Source organism: Noviherbaspirillum pedocola, from assembly GCF_016632335.1.
Taxonomy (GTDB): Bacteria; Pseudomonadota; Gammaproteobacteria; order Burkholderiales; family Burkholderiaceae_D; genus Noviherbaspirillum_A; species Noviherbaspirillum_A pedocola.
Window position 1 is genome coordinate 1 of record NZ_JAEPBG010000042.1, and the last position, 21,965, is coordinate 21,965.

The 21,965-nt window shown below is 58.5% G+C and carries 19 protein-coding genes and 1 pseudogene; 10 read left to right on the top strand and 10 right to left on the bottom strand.

From position 1 onward, the window contains the following. Positions 1–93: 93 nt before the first annotated feature. From JJB74_RS34280 to JJB74_RS34285, 9 genes are all read right to left on the bottom strand, one after another. Positions 94–357, bottom strand: a complete 264-nt coding sequence (locus tag JJB74_RS34280) for a transposase (protein ID WP_407672451.1) — start codon at positions 355–357, stop codon at positions 94–96. Further along, positions 279–659 (bottom strand): transposase, encoded by a 381-nt coding sequence (locus tag JJB74_RS31700; protein WP_200598552.1) that lies wholly within the window; start codon positions 657–659, stop codon positions 279–281. The genes JJB74_RS34280 and JJB74_RS31700 overlap by 79 nt, the downstream gene beginning before the upstream one ends. 379 nt (positions 660–1,038) lie before the next feature. Continuing rightward, on the bottom strand, positions 1,039–1,968 hold the full coding sequence (locus JJB74_RS31705; RefSeq protein WP_200598553.1) for an electron transfer flavoprotein subunit alpha/FixB family protein: 930 nt from the start codon (positions 1,966–1,968) through the stop codon (positions 1,039–1,041). A gap of 36 nt (positions 1,969–2,004) precedes the next feature. Beyond that, the gene (locus JJB74_RS31710) at positions 2,005–2,754 is read right to left on the bottom strand and encodes an electron transfer flavoprotein subunit beta/FixA family protein (protein WP_200598554.1); all 750 of its coding nucleotides are present in this window, start codon (positions 2,752–2,754) and stop codon (positions 2,005–2,007) included. 22 nt (positions 2,755–2,776) lie between these two features. Further along, positions 2,777–3,793: a biotin synthase BioB gene (bioB, locus tag JJB74_RS31715; RefSeq protein ID WP_200598555.1), complete on the bottom strand. Its 1,017-nt coding sequence runs from the start codon at positions 3,791–3,793 to the stop codon at positions 2,777–2,779. 20 nt (positions 3,794–3,813) lie between these two features. Beyond that, on the bottom strand, positions 3,814–4,518 hold the full coding sequence (gene bioD, locus JJB74_RS31720) for a dethiobiotin synthase (RefSeq protein WP_200598556.1): 705 nt from the start codon (positions 4,516–4,518) through the stop codon (positions 3,814–3,816). Beyond that, positions 4,511–5,704: an 8-amino-7-oxononanoate synthase gene (gene bioF, locus JJB74_RS31725; RefSeq protein WP_200598557.1), complete on the bottom strand. Its 1,194-nt coding sequence runs from the start codon at positions 5,702–5,704 to the stop codon at positions 4,511–4,513. The genes bioD and bioF overlap by 8 nt, the downstream gene beginning before the upstream one ends. 285 nt (positions 5,705–5,989) lie before the next feature. Further along, positions 5,990–7,621, bottom strand: a complete 1,632-nt coding sequence (locus tag JJB74_RS31730) for an acyl-CoA synthetase (RefSeq protein WP_200598558.1) — start codon at positions 7,619–7,621, stop codon at positions 5,990–5,992. A 65-nt stretch (positions 7,622–7,686) separates the two neighbouring features. After that, a complete protein-coding gene (locus tag JJB74_RS34285; protein ID WP_407672452.1) occupies positions 7,687–7,914 on the bottom strand; it encodes a TetR family transcriptional regulator in 228 nt (75 codons plus the stop codon). Positions 7,915–8,120: 206 nt separating this feature from the next. On the opposite strand from JJB74_RS34285, the gene JJB74_RS31740 reads away from it, so the two are divergent. From JJB74_RS31740 to JJB74_RS31785, 10 genes are all read left to right on the top strand, one after another. Beyond that, the gene (locus JJB74_RS31740; RefSeq protein WP_200598559.1) at positions 8,121–9,341 is read left to right on the top strand and encodes an ABC transporter substrate-binding protein; all 1,221 of its coding nucleotides are present in this window, start codon (positions 8,121–8,123) and stop codon (positions 9,339–9,341) included. Between the two features lie 95 nt (positions 9,342–9,436). Beyond that, positions 9,437–10,213 carry an enoyl-CoA hydratase gene (locus JJB74_RS31745; RefSeq protein ID WP_200598560.1) on the top strand — a complete coding sequence of 259 codons (777 nt, stop codon included), beginning with the start codon at positions 9,437–9,439 and terminating at the stop codon, positions 10,211–10,213. Positions 10,214–10,254: 41 nt separating this feature from the next. Further along, a complete protein-coding gene (locus JJB74_RS31750; protein WP_200598561.1) occupies positions 10,255–11,862 on the top strand; it encodes a carboxyl transferase domain-containing protein in 1,608 nt (535 codons plus the stop codon). Between the two features lie 73 nt (positions 11,863–11,935). Then, positions 11,936–12,670 (top strand): enoyl-CoA hydratase/isomerase family protein, encoded by a 735-nt coding sequence (locus tag JJB74_RS31755; protein ID WP_234485034.1) that lies wholly within the window; start codon positions 11,936–11,938, stop codon positions 12,668–12,670. A gap of 11 nt (positions 12,671–12,681) precedes the next feature. Beyond that, a complete protein-coding gene (locus tag JJB74_RS31760; RefSeq protein ID WP_200598566.1) occupies positions 12,682–14,670 on the top strand; it encodes an acetyl/propionyl/methylcrotonyl-CoA carboxylase subunit alpha in 1,989 nt (662 codons plus the stop codon). Continuing rightward, positions 14,667–15,578, top strand: coding sequence for a hydroxymethylglutaryl-CoA lyase (locus JJB74_RS31765; protein WP_200598563.1), 912 nt, complete (start codon positions 14,667–14,669; stop codon positions 15,576–15,578). The genes JJB74_RS31760 and JJB74_RS31765 overlap by 4 nt, the downstream gene beginning before the upstream one ends. A gap of 8 nt (positions 15,579–15,586) precedes the next feature. After that, the gene (locus tag JJB74_RS31770) at positions 15,587–16,261 is read left to right on the top strand and encodes a glutathione S-transferase family protein (RefSeq protein WP_200598564.1); all 675 of its coding nucleotides are present in this window, start codon (positions 15,587–15,589) and stop codon (positions 16,259–16,261) included. 236 nt (positions 16,262–16,497) lie between these two features. Next, complete coding sequence (locus JJB74_RS31775; protein ID WP_200598565.1) at positions 16,498–17,679, top strand: ABC transporter substrate-binding protein; 1,182 nt, start codon at positions 16,498–16,500, stop codon at positions 17,677–17,679. 53 nt (positions 17,680–17,732) lie between these two features. Then, positions 17,733–19,412: an AMP-binding protein gene (locus JJB74_RS31780; protein ID WP_200598567.1), complete on the top strand. Its 1,680-nt coding sequence runs from the start codon at positions 17,733–17,735 to the stop codon at positions 19,410–19,412. 31 nt (positions 19,413–19,443) lie between these two features. Further along, complete coding sequence (locus JJB74_RS31785; RefSeq protein WP_234485033.1) at positions 19,444–20,640, top strand: isovaleryl-CoA dehydrogenase; 1,197 nt, start codon at positions 19,444–19,446, stop codon at positions 20,638–20,640. Positions 20,641–20,940: 300 nt separating this feature from the next. On the opposite strand, the pseudogene JJB74_RS31790 reads toward JJB74_RS31785, so the two are convergent. Continuing rightward, positions 20,941–21,681: pseudogene (locus tag JJB74_RS31790) on the bottom strand (IS256 family transposase); the annotation flags it as partial. Positions 21,682–21,965: the final 284 nt, after the last annotated feature.

Consider the following 21,965-nt stretch of genomic DNA (forward strand, 5'->3'; position numbering starts at 1 on the left):
GCGCGCTTCCTCGCATTTCCCTCAGTTTTCGCTGCCTTATATCGTAGTTTCTCGAGGAATTCAGAGGGTCGTTTCTACGCAAATCCCTTGCCGTCACTGCACGTCAGAGATTTTGCACGGACGACTATCGTAGGCGCGATCCCCAACAAGTCGTCGGGGTCGTCCCACGGTGATGGTCTCATCGAGGGTAGCTTCGACAAGGGTGACTTCATGTGGGCTAGCACTCGCCGTGTACACGGCGAGTGGAAGACCATGAGCGTCAGCAATAACCATTAGCTTCATACCCTTGCCCCGCTTGGTCTTTCCCACTTTGGATCCCCCTTTTTCGCCACTACGAAGGTGCCGTCGATGAAGCATTCCGACAGGTCAATCCGGCCCGCATCTTCAAGATGCCGCGCCAGACTTTCCAGAATCTGTCGCATCACCCCGGACTTGACCCAGCGGGTGAAGCGTCTGAAACAGGTGCATCCGGAAGGAAAGCGATCCGGCAAGTCGGCCCAGGCAGCGCCGGTACGCAGCACCCAAAGAATGCCGTTGAGAACAGCACGGTCGCTATGCAGCTGTGGCCTGCCCCGACCATCCGCACGTTGTACAGTGGCGAGAATTGGCGGCTCGAGAATCGCCCATTGTTCGTCCGTCAGTTCTTCTCTTCGCGTCATGACAAAACCCATCCATGCCGAAAAAAAGCATTGACTATCCATTTATGAAATGAGCTCTAGGCAGCTTTACGCCCACTTTACATACTCGGATTAAAAACGATGCGCACCCGTGCCGCTCTTCACATATTCAGACGCAGTTGGCGAACCATAGCGCTGTCCCGGGCTGGCATAGGTCTGTAGGTTGGTCTGCATCGGCACGCTTGCCCCAATCATTAGGTGTCCCGGCAAGTCTTCGCCACGAGTGGTGTTCGCGAGAGCATTACGGACAAGCCTTCAAGACAAGGTAGCCGTACAGGCTGTGCGCGCGACGACGATAACGATGACATGCTCATCCTTCATTGATTCGCGCGGGCCGTATTGCTCCAGCAGATATATGTGTTCAATCCAGAGCTGAAGTCAGCTTTGGCACGAGCTCGAACAGGTCACCGGCGATGCCATAGTCGGCCACCTGGAAGATCGGCGCTTCCGGATCCTTGTTGAGTGCCACGATGGTCTTCGAATCCTTCATGCCGGCCAGGTGCTGTATCGCGCCCGAGATGCCGACCGCGATGTACAGCTGCGGCGCCACGACCTTACCGGTCTGGCCGACCTGCCAGTCGTTCGGAACGAACCCCGCGTCGACCGCCGCGCGCGAGGCACCTATCGCCGCGCCGAGCCGGTCCGCCAGCGGCTCGAGCACCTTGAAGGCTTCGCCGGAGCCCATGCCGCGGCCTCCGGAGACGATGATCTTTGCCGCGGTCAGTTCCGGGCGATCCGACTTCGCCACTTCGCGCGACACGAAGCTGGACTTGCCGGTATCGCCGGCCGCAGCGATGGTTTCAACCTGCGCCGAGCCACCCTGCGCTGCGGCATCGAAGCCGGTGGTGCGCACGGTGATAACCTTCACCGGATCGACCGATTGCACCGTGGCGATTGCATTGCCGGCATAGATCGGACGCTCGAAGGTGTCCGGCGACACGACTTTCGTGATCTCGGAAATCTGCGCCACGTCCAGAAGGGCGGCCACACGTGGCAGGATGTTCTTGCCGTAGGCGGTGGCCGGGGCCAGGATGTGGCTATAGTTACCGGCCAGCGCGAGCGCCTGCTCGGCGACGTTCTCAGCCAGGCCGTCGGCGAACTGCGCCGCATCGGCCACCAGCACCTTGGCCACGCCAGCGATCTGCGCCGCGGCTTCGGCCACTGCGCCGACATTCTGTCCAGCGACCAGGATATGGACGTCACCGCCGCATTGCGCGGCTGCGGTGACGGTATTCAATGTGCTGCCCTTCAGGCGGGCATTGTCGTGTTCTGCGATAACAAGTGCGGCCATGATGTTTGTCTGCCTTTATGCGGTATCTATGCGGGTTTAGATGACTTTGGCTTCGTTCTTGAGCTTGGACACCAGCTCGGCCACGTCCTTGACCATGATGCCGGCGCTGCGCTTGGGCGGCTCGGACACTTTCAGCGTCTTCAGGCGCGGCGTCACATCCACGCCCAGGTCGGCGGGCTTGACGGTTTCCAGCGGCTTTTTCTTGGCCTTCATGATGTTGGGCAGCGTCACGTAGCGCGGCTCGTTCAGGCGCAGGTCGGTGGTGACGATGGCCGGCAGCGGCAGCGCCACGGTTTCCAGGCCGCCGTCGACTTCGCGGGTGACGGTGGCCTTGCCGTCTTCGATGACGACCTTGGACGCATAGGTCGCCTGGCCCCAGCCGAGCAGCGCGGCCAGCATCTGGCCGGTCTGGTTGCTGTCGTCGTCGATGGCCTGCTTGCCGAGGATGATGAGTTGCGGCTGCTCCTTGTCGGCCAGCGCCTTCAGGAGCTTGGCCACGGCCAGCGGCTGCAGTTCTTCGGTGGTGTCGACCAGGATGCCGCGGTCGGCGCCGATGGCCATCGCGGTGCGCAGGGTTTCCTGGCATTGGGTGACGCCGGCGGAGACGGCGACGATTTCGGTGACCTTGCCGCCTTCCTTGAGCCGGACCGCTTCCTCGACGGCGATCTCGTCAAAGGGGTTCATGCTCATGTTGACATTGGCGATATCGACGCCCGTGCCATCGGATTTCACTCGAACCTTGACGTTGTAATCCACTACGCGCTTGACGGCGACTAATGCTTTCATCTTCCTGCCTCCTTAGTTACATTCAGTGCGTGACTTCGCAGCGTGCATCGGCATGTGCCTGGCGCGGCTTCAGGCCGAGGCGCTCCAGCAGCGCCATGTCTTCTTCGACTTCCGGGTTGCCGGTGACGAGCAGCTTGTCGCCGTAGAAGATCGAGTTCGCGCCGGCCATGAAGCACATCGCCTGCACCGCGTCGCCGAGCTGGCGCCGGCCGGCGGACAGCCGCACCCGCGCCTTCGGCATCGTGATGCGCGCCACCGCGATGGTACGCACGAATTCCAGCGGATCGAGCCGCTCGGTGCCGTACAGCGGCGTGCCGGGCACCTGCACCAGGTGATTGATCGGCACCGATTCGGGATACGGCTCCATGTTGGCCAGTTGCGCGATCAGGCCGGCGCGCTGCAGCCGGGTCTCGCCCATGCCGACGATGCCGCCGCTGCAGACCTTGATGCCGGCGCCGCGTACGTGGCCCAGCGTGTCCAGCCGGTCCTGGTAGTCGCGGGTGGAGATGATGTTCTCGTAGAACTCCGGCGCGGTGTCGAGGTTGTGGTTGTAGTAGTCCAGCCCCGCGCCCTTGAGGCGTTCGGCCTGGTGCTGCTCGAGCATGCCCAGCGTGACGCAGGCTTCCATGCCGAGGTCTTTCACGCCGCGCACCATGGCTTCGATCTGGTCGAGGTCACGGTCCTTCGGGCTGCGCCAGGCCGCGCCCATGCAGAAGCGGGTGGCGCCGCTGTCCTTGGCGGCGCGGGCGGCTTCGAGCACGGTGTCCAGCGGCAGGATCTTCTGCGCTTCGACGCCAGTGTCATAGCGCGCTGCCTGCGGGCAGTAGCCGCAGTCTTCCGGGCAGCCGCCGGTCTTCACCGACAGCAGCGTGGCGAGTTCGACTTCGGTCGGATCGAAATGCTCGCGGTGCGCCTGCTGCGCTTGCAGCATCAGCTCGCCCATCGGCAGTTCGAACAGGGCCAGCACCGCGTCCACCGGCCAGCGGTCGGCGGTGATCTTGGCGGGGCAGGCGTGGAAGGTAATCGGTTGAGCGGACATGGAGCTTTCCTTGTGAGACATCATTTGACGCCCGCGCCGGGCCAGCCGGGCAGACGGGAGAAATCGAGATGGGATGCGGCCTCGGCCGCGTTCAGCTGCACCAGGCGCGGCACCGTGCCCAGCAATGGTGCGGGCAGGCGCGCTCGAAGTGCATCGATATTGGCCTGCAGGTGCGGCATGTCGGGGTCGAGCACATTCGCCACCCAGCCGGCCAGCGGCAGGCCGCGCGCGAGGATGGCCTCGGCCGTCAGCAGCGCATGGCTGATGCAGCCCAGGCGCAGACCGACGGTCAATACCACCGGCAGGCCGAGGTCTTTGGCGAAGTCGGCGGTGTCATAGTCGTCGGACAGCGGCACGCGAATGCCACCCACGCCTTCCACCACCACCGCCTGCGCGGCAGCGGCCACGCGCTGCCAGCAATCGAGCAGGCGTTGCCGCTCGATGGTCGCGCCTTCCATCGCGGCGGCCACATGCGGCGCGGCCGGTTCGCGGAACAGGTAAGGCGTGGTCCAGTCGCGCGGCAGCTGCGCGCTGTCGGCCGCGGCAAGCTGGGCCACGTCATCGTTATGCAGTTGTCCGCCGCGCTCCTCGGCGCCGGCGGCGATGGGCTTCATCGCGGCGGTACGCAATCCGGCCTGGCCGAGCGCATGGGTCAATGCGCTGGCGATCAGGGTCTTGCCGATTTCGGTATCGGTGCCGGTGACGAAATAGGCGACGTCAGCCATGCAGGGTTCCTTCGATATGGTTCAGCGCGTCGGCGAGCTGACGCGCATCGTCGATCTCGTGCGATCCCGAGAAGGTCACGCGCAGCCGCGCCGTTCCCTTCGGCACCGTGGGCGGGCGGATCGCCGGCACCCACAGGCGCTCGCGTTCCAGCGCGGCCGAGGCTTCCAGCACCGGGCCGGATTCGCCGATCAGGATGGGCTGTATCGGCGTCTCGGAGGCCATGCGCTTCCAGCGCTTCAGGTGCAGCGCATCGCGGAAGTGGGCATTGAGTTCGGCCAGGCGCGCGCGCCGCGCCGCGCCTTCGGGGCCTGCGATCAGGTCCACGCTGGTCAGGAGCGCATGCGCCAGCGCCGGCGGCGCGGCGGTGGTGTAGATGTAGGTGCGGCCGCGCTGCACCAGCCATTCGATCACGGTCGCATGCGCGGCGACGAAGGCGCCACCCACGCCCGCCGCCTTGCCCAGGGTGCCGATGTAGACCAGCTGCGGTGAGCGCAAGCCGAAATGCTCGAGCGCGCCGCGGCCATGTTCGCCGAGCACGCCGAAGCCATGCGCATCGTCGACCACCAGCCAGGCGCCATGACGCTCGCACAGCGCCAGCAATTGCGGCAGCGGCGCGATCACGCCATCCATGCTGAACACGCTGTCGGTTACTACCAGCTTGGTCGCGGCACTACTGTCCTTGAGCATCGTCTCCAGCGCCGACAGGTCGCAGTGCGGATAGACGTGGACGTTGCCGCGCGCGAGACGCGTGCCATCGATCAGCGATGCATGGTTCAGCGCTTCGCAAAAGAGGTCGGCCCCGGCCGGCGCCAGCGCGGTCAATACCGCGAGGTTGGCCATGTAGCCGGTGCAGAAATACAGCGCGCGGGCATCTTCCAGATGCGGCGCTTCGAACTCGGCCAGCCTTTCCTCGAGCTGCGCATGGGCGCGGCCATGGCCGCTGATCAGGTGCGACGCGCCGCTGCCCACGCCGTAGCGCGACGCGCCTTCCTGCAGCGCTTCCACCAGCGCCGGATGCGACGCCAGGCCGAGGTAATCGTTGCTGCAGAAGGCCAGCATCGGTCTGTCGTCGACCTGCGCGCTTGGCCCGCACGGCGTGTCGACGGTGCGGCGGCGTCGGCGTAATTGATCCGCGTCCAGATTTAGTAGTGCTGCTTCGAGATTCCGCAGTAGCGGAGTCACCATGTCTTGAACGGCCACGTGCTCACACACCAATGAAGCTTTCACAAGTTGCTCCCGGAATTTCAGTTTCAAAATTAAACGCCACTCTCGCGAAGCGGATTAAAGGGCGCGGTGCTAGGTATAAAGCCGGCTTCTCGGAAGGCTCAGCGTCGACGTTCACAAAGGGTTGCCCGCTAAGCTGGCGGGCAGCGCGACACTATTTCCATGTCCCTGGCGCAGGAACGTCGCAAGAGCTTGCACATCGGTGCTAGTGAAATAAGTCTGCCCATCATGACAGTGCCTTTCTGCTCATCCTTCCTCGGATTCACGCAGGCTCCGACGCATGACTTTCCCTGTTACTGTGGTTGGTAACGACTCCATAAAGCTGATTTCACGAGGGTATTCGTGCGCAGCTAAATGACTGCGCACGAAAGCCTGGATTTCTGCCACTAGCTGTTCGGAAGGCTCAAACCCTTCGGCTAACACAATGAAAGCCTTCACTATTTCAGTGCGCTGAGGATCCTTTTTGCCGATCACCGCAGCCATTCTCACAGAAGGGTGCTTTAGAAGACACTCCTCTATTGGGCCGGGGCCGATTCGGTAGCCGGCACTCGTAATGACGTCGTCATCGCGGCCGACATAGCGAATGTAACCTTCGGCGTCGATTTCGCCGAGGTCGCCAGTGAGCAGATATTCGTCAGCAAACTTTTCTGCTGTCGCATTCGGGTTATTCCAGTAACCGAGAAACATAACGGGATCGGGCGACTTGATCGCGATATTACCAGTCACCCCGACTGCCAGTGGCACGCCGTGCTCGTCCACGACCGCTACAGTATGGCCCGGAACAGCTCGGCCAATCATGCCGGACTTGCGTGGAAAAAGCGTTGAACAGCCAGAGACCACTACGTTGCATTCGGTTTGCCCATAGAACTCATTAATCGTCACACCCAACGCCGCTTGCCCCCACTTTATGAGTTCATCACCGAGTGCTTCTCCTCCACTGGCCACAGAACGCAGAGAGAAATTCCAAAGCTGTCTCGGGTTGGCGACGGCACGCAGCATCTTGAGCGCTGTAGGGGGGAAAAAAATGTTGCGTACCTGGTGCTTAGCAAGAAGCGCGAACACTGCAGATGGGTCGAATTTCTCGAAACGGCGCGCCAACACTGGCACTCCATGGTAGAGCGCCGGCAGAAGCACGTCGAGCAGACCCCCAATCCATGCCCAGTCTGCAGGCGTCCACATGAGATCGCCTTCTTGAGGAAAGAAATCGTGTGAGAATTCAACGCCGGGAAGGTGCCCTAACAGTACGCGATGCGCGTGCAGTGCCCCTTTTGGTTTGCCAGTTGTTCCCGAGGTGTAGATGATAATTGCCGGATCGTCCGCCAGCGTGTTCTCTGGCGAAAACGATTCGGACTGCCCGTCAAGGCTCGCCCATAAGGATTTGCACTCCGCCGGGTAACCATTTGCCTGCTGCTCGATACAGTACACAGCTTTCAATGTCGGCAAATCACATCGAAGGTCCTTGATTTTTTCGGCACCTCCGACATCGGTTACAAGTGCAGTTGCGCCGCTGTCGCTCAGCCGAAACTGCAGTGCATCCGGACCGAACAAATAAAACAGGGGTAAAGCAACCGCACCAAGCTTGTATGCCGCCAGATGAGCAATTACCGACTCTATGCACTGCGGCACGAAAATGCCAATCCGGTCACCTCGCTTGACACCAACTTCGTGCCAGTGATTGGCAAGCTGGTTCGACAACGCCTTAAGTTGATCAAAGGTGTAGGTCAGGACGTCACCGTCCCGTCCCTCTACGATTATTGCACGCCGCCCCGAACCGTCTGCCCACCGGTCACATGCAGCGACACCGATGTTGAAGTGTTTTGGGATATCCCATGTGAATTTGGCCCGCTGTTCGGCGAATGTAGCTTCTTTCTTGAGCATAAAAGTCTCCTTATTTCCGCGTTTTGTTTCGCACGGTATTTGTTTCCGTATTTATTTGTGCACCTTCATAGCGGTATAGATCGCCTGCCACTTATGACCTGCATGGGAAGCATGCGCTTAATCCCGAAACGGGTGAACACGGTCGCCTCCGAAATTCCTGAACGCTGCGCAATATCCACCGTGGTAGTCCGTTCGCAACCGTTCTCGGGAACATCTGCCTGGCGGGACCAAAGATTCCACCAGCCCTCTTTTTTGACCAATGCGAAGGACCAGACTGACGATCCTCGGAACAAAGTAACTTCGTCACAATGCGCTTACTTGAGTCATACTCAAATACAGCTTGCGAAATCCATTAAGGCTGATAGTATCACGGCTCAGCAATACCGCAAGCACAGCACAAGCCCAAAGAATTCCATCCATACATAACGTTTTGAGTATTGCTCAATATATGATGTGGGCCTGGATGCCTGACACTGAAATAAAAACGCAAGGAGACGTAATGAAGCTGAGTTTTTTGCAATGGAAAGTCGCTTGCCTCGCTTCCGGACTAGTAACTATTGGGACAGCGACATCGGCTCATGCAGGCATCTCGGACGATGTGATCCGAATAGGCTTAATTACTGACATGTCCGGCATTTATTCGGACATTTCAGGTAAGGGCCATGTGGAAGCCATACAGATGGCCATTGCCGATTTTGGCGGTCAAATCAACGGCAAAAAAGTTGAGCTGCTCGTTAGCGATCACCAGAACAAGGCGGATATTGCCGGCGTAAAGGCTCGGGAATGGATCGACCGCGAGCATGTAGATGTACTCATGTCAGGTGCCAGCTCTGCAGCTGACCTGGCCATCGCGAAAGTCGCAAGCGAAAAGAAAAAGCCATTCGTCGTGATTGCGACCGGGTCGGCACGTCTAACAAATGAAGACTGCAGCCCGTACACCATTCACTATGGCTACGACACCGTCGCCATGGCAAAGGCGACGGGTTCCGCAGTAGTCAAGCAAGGCGGCAAGTCGTGGTACTTTCTGACTGCGGATTATGCCTTTGGCCATTCCCTGGAAGCCGATACGACCAAGGTGGTCAAGCAGGCTGGTGGCACGGTACTCGGCTCGATTAAACATCCACTCAATGCTTCCGACTTTTCGTCGTTCATCATGCAGGCGCAAGCTTCCAAGGCTCAGATTCTCGGCTTGGCCAACGCTACCACAGACACGATCAACGCCATTAAGGCCGCCAACGATTTTGGCTTGACCAAAAGCATGAAGCTTGCAGGTCTGGTCATGTTCGTTACTGACATCCATGCTCTGGGCCTTCCGCTTACTCAGGGCATGTATCTGAGCGATAACTGGTACTGGGATCAAAATGAAGAAACTCGAAAGTGGTCACGCCGCTACTTCGAGAAAATGAAGAAAATGCCGACCGGAAACCAAGCTGCTGGCTACTCCGCCACCATGCATTATCTGAAGTCGGTGAAAGCCGCAGACACTGATGATGGCGGCGCCGTAATGGCCCAGATGAAAAAGACGCCCATCAACGACATGTACGTCAAAGACGCCACGATCCGGGACGACGGCCGCGTGATGTATGACATGTACCTGATGCAAGTTAAAAGTCCAGCCGAGTCAAAGTATCCGTGGGACTACGTGAAGATTGTTGAGCGTGTCCCGGCGGAACAGGCATTCACCACCAAGACGGAATCGAAGTGCGCCGCGTGGAGATGACCGGCCCTACAAGCAAGACGACCCTGCCCTGAGCAGACGGAAGGTTGCGACAAGCAACGAGCGCACCGAATTTCTAAGTTGAAAAGGAAAACGCAATGCCCTACGAGAACATCCTCGTCGAGGAAAGGGAAAGGGTCGGCTTGATCAGACTGAATCGGCCCCAAGCTTTGAATGCGCTGAGTGACGAACTCGTCGACGAACTCATCCTTGTACTCGAGCGTTTCGATGCGGACGAGCGCATCCAGTGCATGGTTTTGATCGGCAACGAAAAGGCCTTTGCCGCCGGTGCGGATATCCCGATGATGGCCAAATTTTCTTACATGGACGTCTACAAGGGGAATTTCTTAACTCGGAACTGGGACAAGCTACGCTTGATCCGTAAGCCCATCATCGCTGCAGTCGCAGGCTATGCCCTAGGCGGTGGCTGCGAGCTTGCCATGGCCTGCGATGTTGTGATTGCCGCGGACGACGCGAAATTTGGCCAACCCGAAATCAAGCTTGGCATCATTCCTGGGGCGGGAGGCACCCAGCGCCTGCCACGCGCAGTATCGAAGTCGAAAGCCATGGACCTGTGTTTGACAGGACGCATGATGGATGCCGAGGAGGCTGAACGCGCCGGCTTGGTATCACGGGTCGTTCCGGCAAACCAATTGCTGGAAGAGGCAATGGCGACGGCACAGAAGATTGCCTCGTTTTCCCAACCCGTCCTCATGATGATCAAGGAATCGATCAACACAGCCTACGAAACAACGCTTTCCGAAGGCATTCACTTTGAGCGACGCCTGTTTCACACGACATTCGCCACGGAAGACCAGAAAGAAGGCATGCGAGCGTTTCTTGACAAGCGCCCTCCTTCGTTTATTGACCGCTGAGCGAAGAAGAAATCTTTCTCAGGAATGCACAAGGAAGCGATATGCAAGTCATTAAATCCCAGTTGAACACGCGTTCGGAGGAATTTCAGGCCAATTCGCAGCGTATGAGCGAACTGGTTGAAGACCTCCGCATCAACGTGGCTAAGGTTGCCGAAGGGGGCGGCGCCTCGGCGCGACAAAAGCATCTTTCGCGGGGAAAGTTGCTGCCTCGTGATCGCATCCACCAGTTGCTTGATCCTGGCACGCCCTTCCTTGAGATCGGTCAGATGGCCGCATGGAACATGTACAACAACGATGCCCCTTCTGCGGGAGTCATCGCGGGCATTGGCCGCGTACAGGGGCAGGAATGCGTGATTGTCGCCAACGATGCCACCGTCAAGGGCGGTACTTACTATCCCATGACTGTCAAGAAACACCTGCGGGCGCAGGAAATCGCCGAGCAGAACAACCTGCCGTGCATTTACCTCGTTGACTCGGGTGGCGGATTCCTCCCCATGCAGGACGAAGTCTTTCCCGACCGGGACCACTTCGGCCGCATTTTCTACAACCAGGCGAACATGTCGGCCAAGGGAATTCCGCAGATCGCCATTGTGATGGGTTCCTGTACCGCTGGCGGCGCCTACGTGCCTGCAATGAGCGATGAAACGGTAATCGTCAGGAACCAGGGGACCATCTTTCTAGGGGGCCCCCCGCTAGTCAAGGCCGCCACGGGCGAGGTCGTCAGTGTCGAAGACCTGGGGGGGGGCGATGTACATACGAGGATATCCGGTGTCGCAGATCACCTGGCCGAGAATGACAGCCACGCGTTGTTCCTGGCGCGTCGTATCGTTGGGAGCTTCAACCGGACCAAGGGATGCAACATCAGACTGGAAGCCGTCGAGGAACCTTTATACGACCCGAAAGAAATCTATGGCGTGATTCCGACCGACACGCGAAAGCCGTTCGACGTCCGGGAAATCATTGCGCGCGTGGTCGATGGTTCCCGTTTTGATGAATTCAAGGCGCGTTACGGCAGCACGCTTGTGACTGGTTTTTCGCATCTTTATGGCATGCCGGTGGGCATCGTCGCCAATAATGGGATTCTGTTCGGCGACTCCGCACTTAAAGGCGCTCACTTTATCGAGCTGTGCGCGCAGCGCGGCGTGCCCCTTCTCTTCTTGCAGAATATCACCGGATTCATGATCGGCCGGAAGTATGAAAACGAAGGCATCGCGAAACACGGCGCCAAGATGGTCACGGCGGTCGCCACCGCGCAGGTCCCCAAGATCACGATGGTTATCGGGGGCTCCTTCGGTGCCGGCAACTATGGAATGTGCGGCCGCGCTTACAGCCCGCGATTCCTGTACATGTGGCCGAATTCGCGTATCAGCGTGATGGGCGGCGAGCAAGCTGCCAGCGTCCTGGCTACAGTCCGGCGCGACGGAATCGAAGCGAAGGGCGGGATCTGGACTGCGGAAGAAGAAGAAAAGATGAAGTCACCGATCCGGGAGCAATTCGAATCGCAGGGCCATCCCTACTACGCTACGGCACGCATGTGGGATGACGGCATCGTCGACCCAGCGCAGGCGCGCCGGACTCTCGGCCTTTCACTTTCAGCGAGCCTCAATGCTCCCATCCCTCCAACCCGCTTTGGCGTTTTTCGCATGTGAGGACCCCGTGGACACTACGACAATTCAAATCGAACGCCAAGTTCACGGCGACGGCACCGTTTGCTGGCTGTGGATGAACAGGCCCGAGGTGCACAATGCATTTGATGAAACGCTGATCGCTGAAATGACCGCGGCGTTGCTACAAATCGGCAACGATAGCAGTGTGCGCGTCATCGTGCTGGCAGGACGCGGGAAAAGTTTCTCTGCCGGGGCTGATCTCAACTGGATGAAACGTCAAGGCAGCGCCTCCATGGCTGAGAATCTTGCGGACGCAGAACGCCTGGCCGAGTTGTTTCGAATACTGTCGGAATGCCCGAAGCCGACCATCGCGCGCGTGCATGGCGCCGCCATGGGCGGAGGTATGGGCTTGGCAGCCGCGTGTAACATATGTATCGCGTCAACGCAGGCGTCATTCGCCACGTCGGAAGTCAAGCTCGGGATCATCCCGGCCGTAATCAGCCCCTATGTGATACGCGCCATCGGCGAGCGCCAGGCTTACCGTTACTTCCAGACGGCGGAGAGGTTTCATGCCGACCGCGCCAACGTGATTGGCCTAGCGCATGAAGTCGTCGCACCAGAGCAGCTCGACGAAATGGTCAGCCTCCTGGTCGCCGCTTTGCTCGCCGGTGGCCCGATGGCACAGGCAGCATCGACGGAACTGATTCGAGCAATGGCGAACCGCCCGGTGACGCGCGAGCTAATTGGGGAGACCGCGGACCGGATCGCGCGCCTGCGTGCCACGCCCGAGGCGAAGGAAGGTCTGACTGCATTCCTCGAAAAGCGCCCACCCGCATGGATAAGAAACTGAGGGAACAGAACATGTTTACGAAAATACTGATCGCAAATCGTGGTGAGATCGCTTGCCGCGTCATCAAGACCGCACGCCGCCTGGGCATTGCCACGGTCGCGGTCTACTCCGAGGCCGACGTGAATGCCCGTCATGTGAGGTTGGCCGACGAGGCTGTGTTGATCGGCGGCGCAGAGGCCCGTGACTCTTACCTGAAGACTGAGCGCATCCTGAAAGCGGCGCGCGAAACAGGTGCGCAGGCTATCCATCCCGGATATGGCTTTCTTTCGGAAAACGCGGATTTCGCGGAGGCCTGCCTGCAGGCCGGCCTGGTCTTTATTGGCCCGCCCACTTCCGCCATCCGCGCCATGGGTTCCAAATCCGCCGCGAAATCGCTGATGGAGAAAGCCGGAGTGCCGCTTACGCCGGGATATCACGGTGATCAACAGGATGCCGACTTCCTGGCTGCCCAGGCGGAGCGGATTGGCTACCCCGTGCTGATCAAGGCAGCCGCCGGCGGCGGCGGCAAAGGTATGCGCCGCGTCGACCAGCCACAAGACTTTGCCGCGTCGCTTACCTCCTGCAAACGAGAAGCGATCAATGCGTTTGGCGACGACCATGTGCTCGTCGAAAAATATGTGCTGAAACCTCGCCACATCGAAATCCAGGTCTTTGCCGATAGCGCAGGCAATTACGTATACCTGTTCGAGCGTGACTGCTCGGTACAGCGCCGCCACCAGAAAGTATTGGAGGAGGCACCGGCACCCGGCATGACGCCGGAGCGTCGCGCTGCAATGGGCAAGGCAGCGGTAGATGCAGCCAAGGCGGTCGGCTATGTCGGTGCAGGAACGGTGGAATTCATCGCCAACCAGGACGGCAGCTTCTACTTCATGGAGATGAATACACGCCTGCAAGTCGAGCACCCGGTCACTGAAATGATCACCGGCCTGGACCTGGTGGAGTGGCAGCTGCGCGTGGCAGCGGGTGAACCGCTTCCCCTGACACAAGAACAGCTCACGATTCAAGGACATGCGATCGAGGCGCGCATCTATGCCGAGGACCCGGAAAAGGGTTTTCTGCCTTCAACCGGGCGGCTAGTGCACCTCGCGCCTCCTGCCGACTCCGATCATGTTCGTATTGATACTGGCGTCGAACAAGGTGACGAGATCACTCCCTTTTATGACCCGATGATCGCCAAGCTGATTGTCTGGGACCATAGCCGCGAACAAGCACTGGCGCGGCTGCGCAAGGCGCTAACCCAATACCGTATTGTCGGTGTCGCCAACAATACGGAATTTCTGGCCCGCCTGGTTACCTGCCCTTCGTTCGCCAACGCCGATCTTGATACCGGCCTCATCGAACGTGAGCAAGGTGCGCTTTTCCCGGTAGCGGCACCCGTTCCGGAGACTGCATGGTATCTCGCGGCGCTGGCGGAGTTGCTGCACGAAAGCGATACTGCGCGACAGGAAACGACGCAGGCATCCCCTTGGCAGATGCTAGATGGCTGGCGCCTGAATGGCCAGAGTCAGCGCATCATCTCCCTCCACCATTCTGAAGACCGCCATGACATCGGCGTCACGAGTGTCGCCGGGGGCTGGAACCTGTCGCTGGGCGAAAGTCTTGTATTCGCCCGCGGCACGCTGGGAGCAAATGGTCAGATACACGCGCAGCTTGGTGAGCGGCGCCTGCACGCCGCGGTTGTGACCGCAGGCGAACGCAGGCATGTCTTCCTGGAAGGGCGCGCCTGGCCCCTGGCACGCGTTGACAACCTGCACACCGGCGGAGAGGGAGAGGAAGCCGGCGGCGGACTGCGGGCGCCGATGCCAGGCAAGATTGTCGCTTTGCTCGCACAGAGCGGCACGCTCCTTGAGAAGGGAGCGCCCCTCCTGGTCATGGAGGCCATGAAGATGGAACATACCATCCACGCGCCCGCCAGGGGAACGGTAAAGGCATTCCGGTGCGCGGTTGGAGAGCAGGTAACGGACGGAGTCGAGCTGGTCGAGTATGAGGTGGCGCCATGACCCGGAACATACGGGTCGTGGAGGTCGGTCCCCGGGACGGGCTGCAGAACGAGAAGGAAGTAGTGACCACGGCCACAAAAATCGAATTGATCGGGCGCCTGGTGCGGACCGGTTTGCGCGATATTGAAGTGGCGTCTTTTGTATCGCCGAAATGGGTTCCACAGATGGCCGACCATGCCGAGGTCATGGCTGGACTGCCGGCAGCACAATGCTCTCCGGGCGTGAATTATCCCCTGCTGACTCCCAATATGAAAGCCTTCGAGGCGGCCATCGCTTGTGGGGCAAAGGAAGTGGCGATTTTCGCGGCGGCTTCGGAGGGTTTCTCACAAAAGAATATCAACTGCTCCATTGCTGAATCCATCCAGCGTTTCGTTCCGCTGGCGGACGAGGCCCGGCGTCTGGGGATCCGCGTACGCGGCTATGTCTCATGCGTAATAGCCTGCCCTTACGACGGCCCGATTCAACCGGCCAAAGTGGCCGAGGTGGCGTCGCGCCTGCTCGACCTCGGCAGCTATGAAGTGTCGCTGGGGGACACCATCGGCGCCGGTACGCCAAGTTCGATACTGAAGATGCTTGAGGCGGTGGCTCGCATAGTTCCTGCCACACAGCTTGCCGGCCACTATCACGATACCTTCGGCATGGCTGTTGCCAACGTCTATGCCTCTTATGAATTCGGACTAAGTACCTTCGACAGCTCGATAGCCGGCTTGGGCGGCTGCCCTTACGCCAAGGGAGCGACGGGTAATGTGGCCACGGAAGATCTGGTGTACCTGTTCAACGGCCTCGATGCACAGACCGGGGTCGACCTCGATGCATTGGTCGACTGTGCGGCCTGGATCAGCAATGTGCTGGGCCGCGCACCAAATTCTCGCGTAACACGCGCCATGCTTGCGAAACGCTCTCAATAAGGTCCTCCATGATCACCCTTTATCATTGCATGAGCGCTCGTTCATTCCGCCCACTGTGGATGCTGGAAGAACTCGGCATGCCGTATGAATTGCAGATGTTGCCGTTTCCACCGCGGGTCACTCAAAAGACTTATCTGGCGATCAATCCGCTGGGTACGGTACCGGCGCTGTTCGACGGCGATGTGCGCATGACGGAGTCGGCAGCGATTTGCCAGTATCTTGCCGCGCGCGCCGGCAAGACGCCGCTCGATGTTTCGTCTGAAGATCCTGGCTTTGCCGCCTACCTGAATTATCTTCACTTCGGAGAAGCCACCCTGACGTTTCCACAAACCCTGGTGCTGCGGTATGCCTATTTCGAGACAGCAGCAAGACGCCAGCCACAGGTCGCCGATGATTACGCAAAGTGGTTCCTGGCACGTCTGCGCACCTTGGAGCCTGTTCTGGATAGCCATGACTACATGGCAGCGGACCGGTTTACCGCCGCCGACATCTCGGTCGGTTATGCATTGCTGCTTGCGGAGCATCTGGGCCTGAAGTCACGCTTTACGCCAGCCGTATTAGCTTACTGGGAACGCCTTCGCCTGCGGGACGGGTTCCAGCGCGCCATGGCCGCCCAACAGAAAGCCGCATTGGCACAGGGGGTTTCGACCGTCCCAGCCCCTGACGTTCGCCCGGCGGCGTAAGGATTGAACGCCTCGACATAGTGGAATAGCCGGCCCTGTATCAGACGAGACAAAGAGTGCTTGGGTGCCGTTAGAGGGAGACATTCAGTTCATTGAATAAGCAATGTTTGAAGCACCAGCGGAATCGTCGGCGATCAGTAATATGCCAGAGTACCTTTCTGGCCAGCTTTGGGTGATTGTCGAAGATGCGTTTTAAAAAAATTCACGACAACCCGTGAATATAACGGAGACAAAAAATGAAACTCAAACGAATCGCGTTATCTGCCGCACTGACCATTGCAGCCATGGGTACGGCCACGGCACAGATCAGTAACAATATCGTAAAAATTGGCGTAATCACAGACCTTTCCGGCTTATATTCGGACCTGTCTGGCCAGGGATCGATTGTCGCGGCCCGCATGGCGATCGACGACTTCGGGAAAACCGTACTTGGCAAGCCAATTGAAATAGTCACGGCCGACAGCCAGAACAAGGCTGACGTCGCCGCTGCCAAAGCGCGCGAATGGATCGATCAGAAAAACGTGGATGTGCTTATGGACTTGGTTCCCACCAATGTCGCACTCGCGGTCATGGACATCGCGCAACAGAAAAACAAGCTGGCCATCGTAGTCGGATCCGCGTCCAGCGTGATCACGAACGAGAAATGCACTGCTACCAGCGCCCATTGGATGTATGACATTTACTCCAGTTCGGTCGGCACAGGCAAAGCGCTCGTCAAACGGGGTGGTGACAACTGGTTCTTCGTGACCGAGGACTATGCATTCGGCAAGTCACTTGAAAAGGACGTTTCCGACATTGTCACCGCTTCTGGCGGCAAGGTAAGCGGCTCGATCAGGCACCCGTTGAATAGCAGCGACTTCTCCTCGTTCTTGTTGCAGGCACAGGGTTCCAAGGCAAAAGTCATCGGGCTTGCCAATGCGGGCGGCGACACCGTCACCGCCGTCAAGCAGGCGGGGGAGTTTGGCATTTCGAGCCAGGGGCAGATTATCGCTCCGCTCATGATGTTCATCAGTGACGTGCATGCAATCGGCCTGAAATATGCTCAAGGCATGTTCCTGACGGAGGGGTTTTATTGGGACCAAAACGACGATACGCGCGCTTGGTCCAAACGATTCTTCGCGATTCGAAAGAAGATGCCGACCATGGCTCAGGCCAGCATGTATTCCGCTGTCATGCATTATCTAAAAGCTGTGAAAGCAGCTGGCACGGATGACACCGCCGCCGTCATGAAAATGATGCGCGAGACTCCTATCAACGACGTCATCATCCCAAACGGCACCCTCCGAGCCGACGGCCGTATCGTACACGACATGCTGCTCGTCCAGGCAAAGAAACCTAGTGAGTCTACGGCGCCATGGGATTACTACAAAGTAGTTGACAAAGTTCCCGCTAACGAAGCGTTCCGGCCACTGGCATAGTCTCAGTGCCCCCTGGCGAAGAAATGAACTACCAAAGCAAAGAGGAGATCAGCATGCCGCAAAACCCGAGCTATGTTCATGGCGCCCACGATGTGCCGCTTATTGGGCAAACCATAGGCACTTATCTTAGATCGATGGCAGAACGCTTTGTGACCAAGGATGCCGTAGTCGTTCGCCATCAACATATCCGATGGACATACAAGGAATTGGACGAGCGAGTGAGTTATCTTGCTGCCGGCCTTCTCAAGCTGGGACTCCATCCAGGCGACCGCGTCGGAATCTGGGCGCAAAACTGCGCGGAGTGGGTGCTGGTTCAATTTGCGACTGCGCGAGCCGGGCTGATCATGGTAAACATCAACCCGGCCTATCGCCGCTCGGAGCTGGAGTATGTCCTCGATAAGGTGCAATGCAGCGCCTTGATTCTTTCACCTTCGTTCAAATCGAGCGACTACATCGCGATGGTGCAAGACGTCCTACCGGAAATCCATCATGCGACTCCGGGCGCGCTGCATTCAAGGGAGCTTCCTCACCTGAGGCATGTCATAAGATTGGGCCTTGATAAGACTGCGGGCATGCTTAACTTCAATGACGTCCTCGGCTCGCCTGACTCCGCCGATCTGGAACGTCTCGCGGAAGTCGAGGCGGCGCTGCAGTTTGACGACCCCGTCAACATTCAATTCACATCCGGGACCACTGGTGCGCCGAAAGGCGCGACGCTCACGCATCACAATATCCTGAACAACGGCTTTTTCATCGGTGAGGCCATGCGGCTCACCGAGGAGGACAAGCTTTGCATCCCTGTTCCGCTTTATCACTGTTTTGGCATGGTGCTTGGCAACCTGGCCTGCGTGACGCACGGCGCTACGATGGTCTACCCAGATGAAAGCTTTGAGCCGAAGGCGGTGTTGGAAACTGTGCAGGCCGAGCGATGTACGGCGCTGCACGGCGTACCGACGATGTTCATTGCGATATTGGATCATCCCGACTTCGACCAGTATGACCTCTCCACCCTGAGAACCGGCATCATGGCTGGATCTCCGTGCCCTGCCGAAGTGATGAGCCGGGTTATCACGAAGATGCACTTGCAGGAAATTACGATTGCTTACGGCATGACGGAAACGTCTCCTGCAAGTTTCCAGAGCTCGATCGACGACCCAGTCGAGCTGCGTGTCTCAACGATCGGGCGCGTCCACCCGCACCTGGAGGTAAAAATCGTCGACACCGAAGGACGCATTGTCCCGCGCGGCGTAAAGGGAGAACTGCTCACGCGGGGATATTCAGTCATGCTCGGTTACTGGGGCGATGAGGAGAAAACCCGCGAAACAGTCGATGCGGCGGGCTGGCTTCATACCGGTGACCTTGCTGTGATCGACGACCACGGTTTCGCCACCATTGTTGGCCGTTCCAAAGACATGGTAATTCGAGGCGGGGAAAATATCTATCCGCGTGAAGTCGAAGAATTTCTGTACCGCCATCCCAAAGTGCTTGATGTGCAGTGTGTCGGCGTACCGGATAAGAAATACGGTGAGGAACTATGTGCGTGCATTGTATTGCGTCCGGGTATGGACGCCAATACAGATGAAATCCAGGAGTTCTGTAAAGGACAGATTGCGCATTACAAGATCCCACGCTACGTCGTTTTTGTCCCCAACTTTCCGATGACAGTGACCGGCAAGATTCAAAAGTATCTGTTGCGAGAAAAGGTCTCCACAGACCTCGGCTTGGCAGGTTAATGCACCTATAGTTAGATACCGAGAGGAAATCATGTCACAACCATTCGTGGACCTTCCTGGTCTTACTTTCGCGCACGGCGAAGTCATTGAAGCGCTGAGAGATGCTGTGCGCCAGTTTGCGAAAGCGGAAATTGCGCCGCGTGCCGAGGAGATAGACCGTACCGACCAGTTCCCGATGGACCTGTGGAGAAAGATGGGCGATCTCGGCGTACTGGGCATTACAGTCCCCGAAGAATACGGTGGCGCCGGACTCGGTTACCTTGCACACATTATCGCGATGGAGGAAATCTCTCGAGCCTCTGCGTCGATCGGATTGTCCTACGGCGCCCACTCCAACCTTTGCGTCAATCAAATCAAGCGCAACGGCACAGAAGCCCAGAAAATCCGGTACCTTCCCAAGCTCATCTCGGGCGAACATATCGGCGCGCTCGCGATGTCGGAATCCAATGCTGGATCCGACGTCGTCAGCATGCGCTTGCGCGCCGACAGGAAGGGGGATCGCTGGGTTCTGAACGGCACCAAGATGTGGATTACCAACGGGCCGGACGCGGACGTACTGGTCGTGTATGCCAAAAACGACATTGAGGCCGGGCCCCGCGGGATCACCGCGTTCCTTGTTGAAAAAGGCTTCAAAGGGTTTAGCGTCGCCCAAAAGCTCGACAAATTGGGCATGCGGGGTTCCCATACCGGTGAGCTGGTGTTTCAGGATTGCGAAATACCTGCGGAGAATGTGCTTGGCGGGATAGGGAAAGGTGTCAACGTGTTGATGTCCGGCCTCGACTTTGAACGGACCGTATTATCCGGCGCACCATTGGGCATCATGCAAGCCTGCATGGATGTGGTCGTTCCTTATATTCATGACCGTAAGCAATTCGGCCAGCCTATCGGCGAATTCCAACTCATGCAGGGAAAGATTGCTGATATGTATTCCACCATGATGGCGTGCAAAGCGTACGTGTACGCTGTCGGTCAGGCCTGCGATCGCGCTGAATCGCCCGAACAGGTTCGCGCCATACGCAAAGACGCGGCGAGCGCTATTTTGTATTCAGCGGAAAAAGCAACATGGATGGCAGGCCAAGCGATTCAGGCTCTGGGAGGAAACGGCTATATAAATGAATATCCTACGGGGCGTTTATGGCGTGATGCGAAATTGTATGAAATCGGTGCTGGGACGAGTGAAATACGCCGCATGCTAATTGGCCGTGAGTTGTTTGCTGAAACGATTTAATCGTTATGGCTCGCACTACTCTGCTAGGCAGGTAGCAGAGTAGTCGTGATGTGACTGTCCGGAGACTGTGCCATCGACTCTGTTATCCTGTCGGAATGACTCACCATGTCCTCGGCAGCATCCTTGAGCGAATGGGCCAAGTCGGCGCATGCCCATCCCTGGCTCCTCTTGCCGATGTGGCACAGTATGACCTTGCCTCGTTTTCGCGTACAGCAAGTCACGCAGCCAAGAGCGCTTCCTCCGCGTGAACCGGGAGCTAATGTCAATTCTGGTGTACAGCCGGTCTGAAGCAGAGGAATATCAGGCGGCGAGTTTCTGTTGTTCCGGCGGATTGTCTTGCACCGGGATGCCATCCCTAAACGGCACGCCATCCAGTAACGGCTGAATTCGGTCGGCGCCACGAATCCTGCGCCACGACTTTTCTGCTTCTTCCATCAGCTTGAACGCCAGTCCGAGGAACGTCGCGCGCGACAGGCAATTCCTGGCCCGCGTCGTCCGGTGCCGCACCGTGGCAAACGTCGATTCAATCGGATTGGTGGTGCGCACGTGCTGCCAGTGTTCGGCCGGGAAGTCATAGAACACCAGCAGACTGTCCCTGTCCTGCGTGAGCTTTTGCACGGCCTTCGGATACTTCGCGCCATAGGTCGTCACGAATTGCTCGAAGGCGGCCAAGGCGTCGGCACGCGTTGCTGCCATGAAGATGTTCTGCATGGCCGCCTTTGCTCTGGCCTGCTGTGATGCCGGCAGCGCATTCAATACGTTGCCCAGCTTATGGAACCAGCAGCGCTGGGCCCGCGTAGCAGGGAACACTTCTTCCAATGCGGCCCAGAAGCCCATGGCGCCATCGCCAACAGCCAGCAACGGCCCGGCCTGCAGCCCGCGCGCCTTCAAGTCCAGCAGCACCTCGCGCCACGACGCGGTCGATTCCCGGAAGCCGTCGGCAATGGCCACGCGCTCCTTCTTGCCCTCTGGCGTGACGCCCACAATCACCAACAGGCATTGGCCATCGGCGCCCTCACTTCGCACGCCGGTATGGATAACCTGAGCTCGGGATAACGGATTATGGGCAAGCTGGAGCCGACGACATGAGAGGCAGCCGTGGCTTATTCGGCATGAGGCAGTAAGCGACGATGCCGCTCATCAAATTGACGATGAAGTTGGCGTGCGAACGATGCCGCGTATGCTCGACCTGACAGAGGTATGCTCGACCTGACAGAGGTAATGAGATGGTCACCCTCCGCCCTACGAGCGGTTACGCTGGTAGGGTGTTTTTCTTTGGCGAACGAGGAGACCATCATGCAAGACGTCACACTGATCGGCATTGA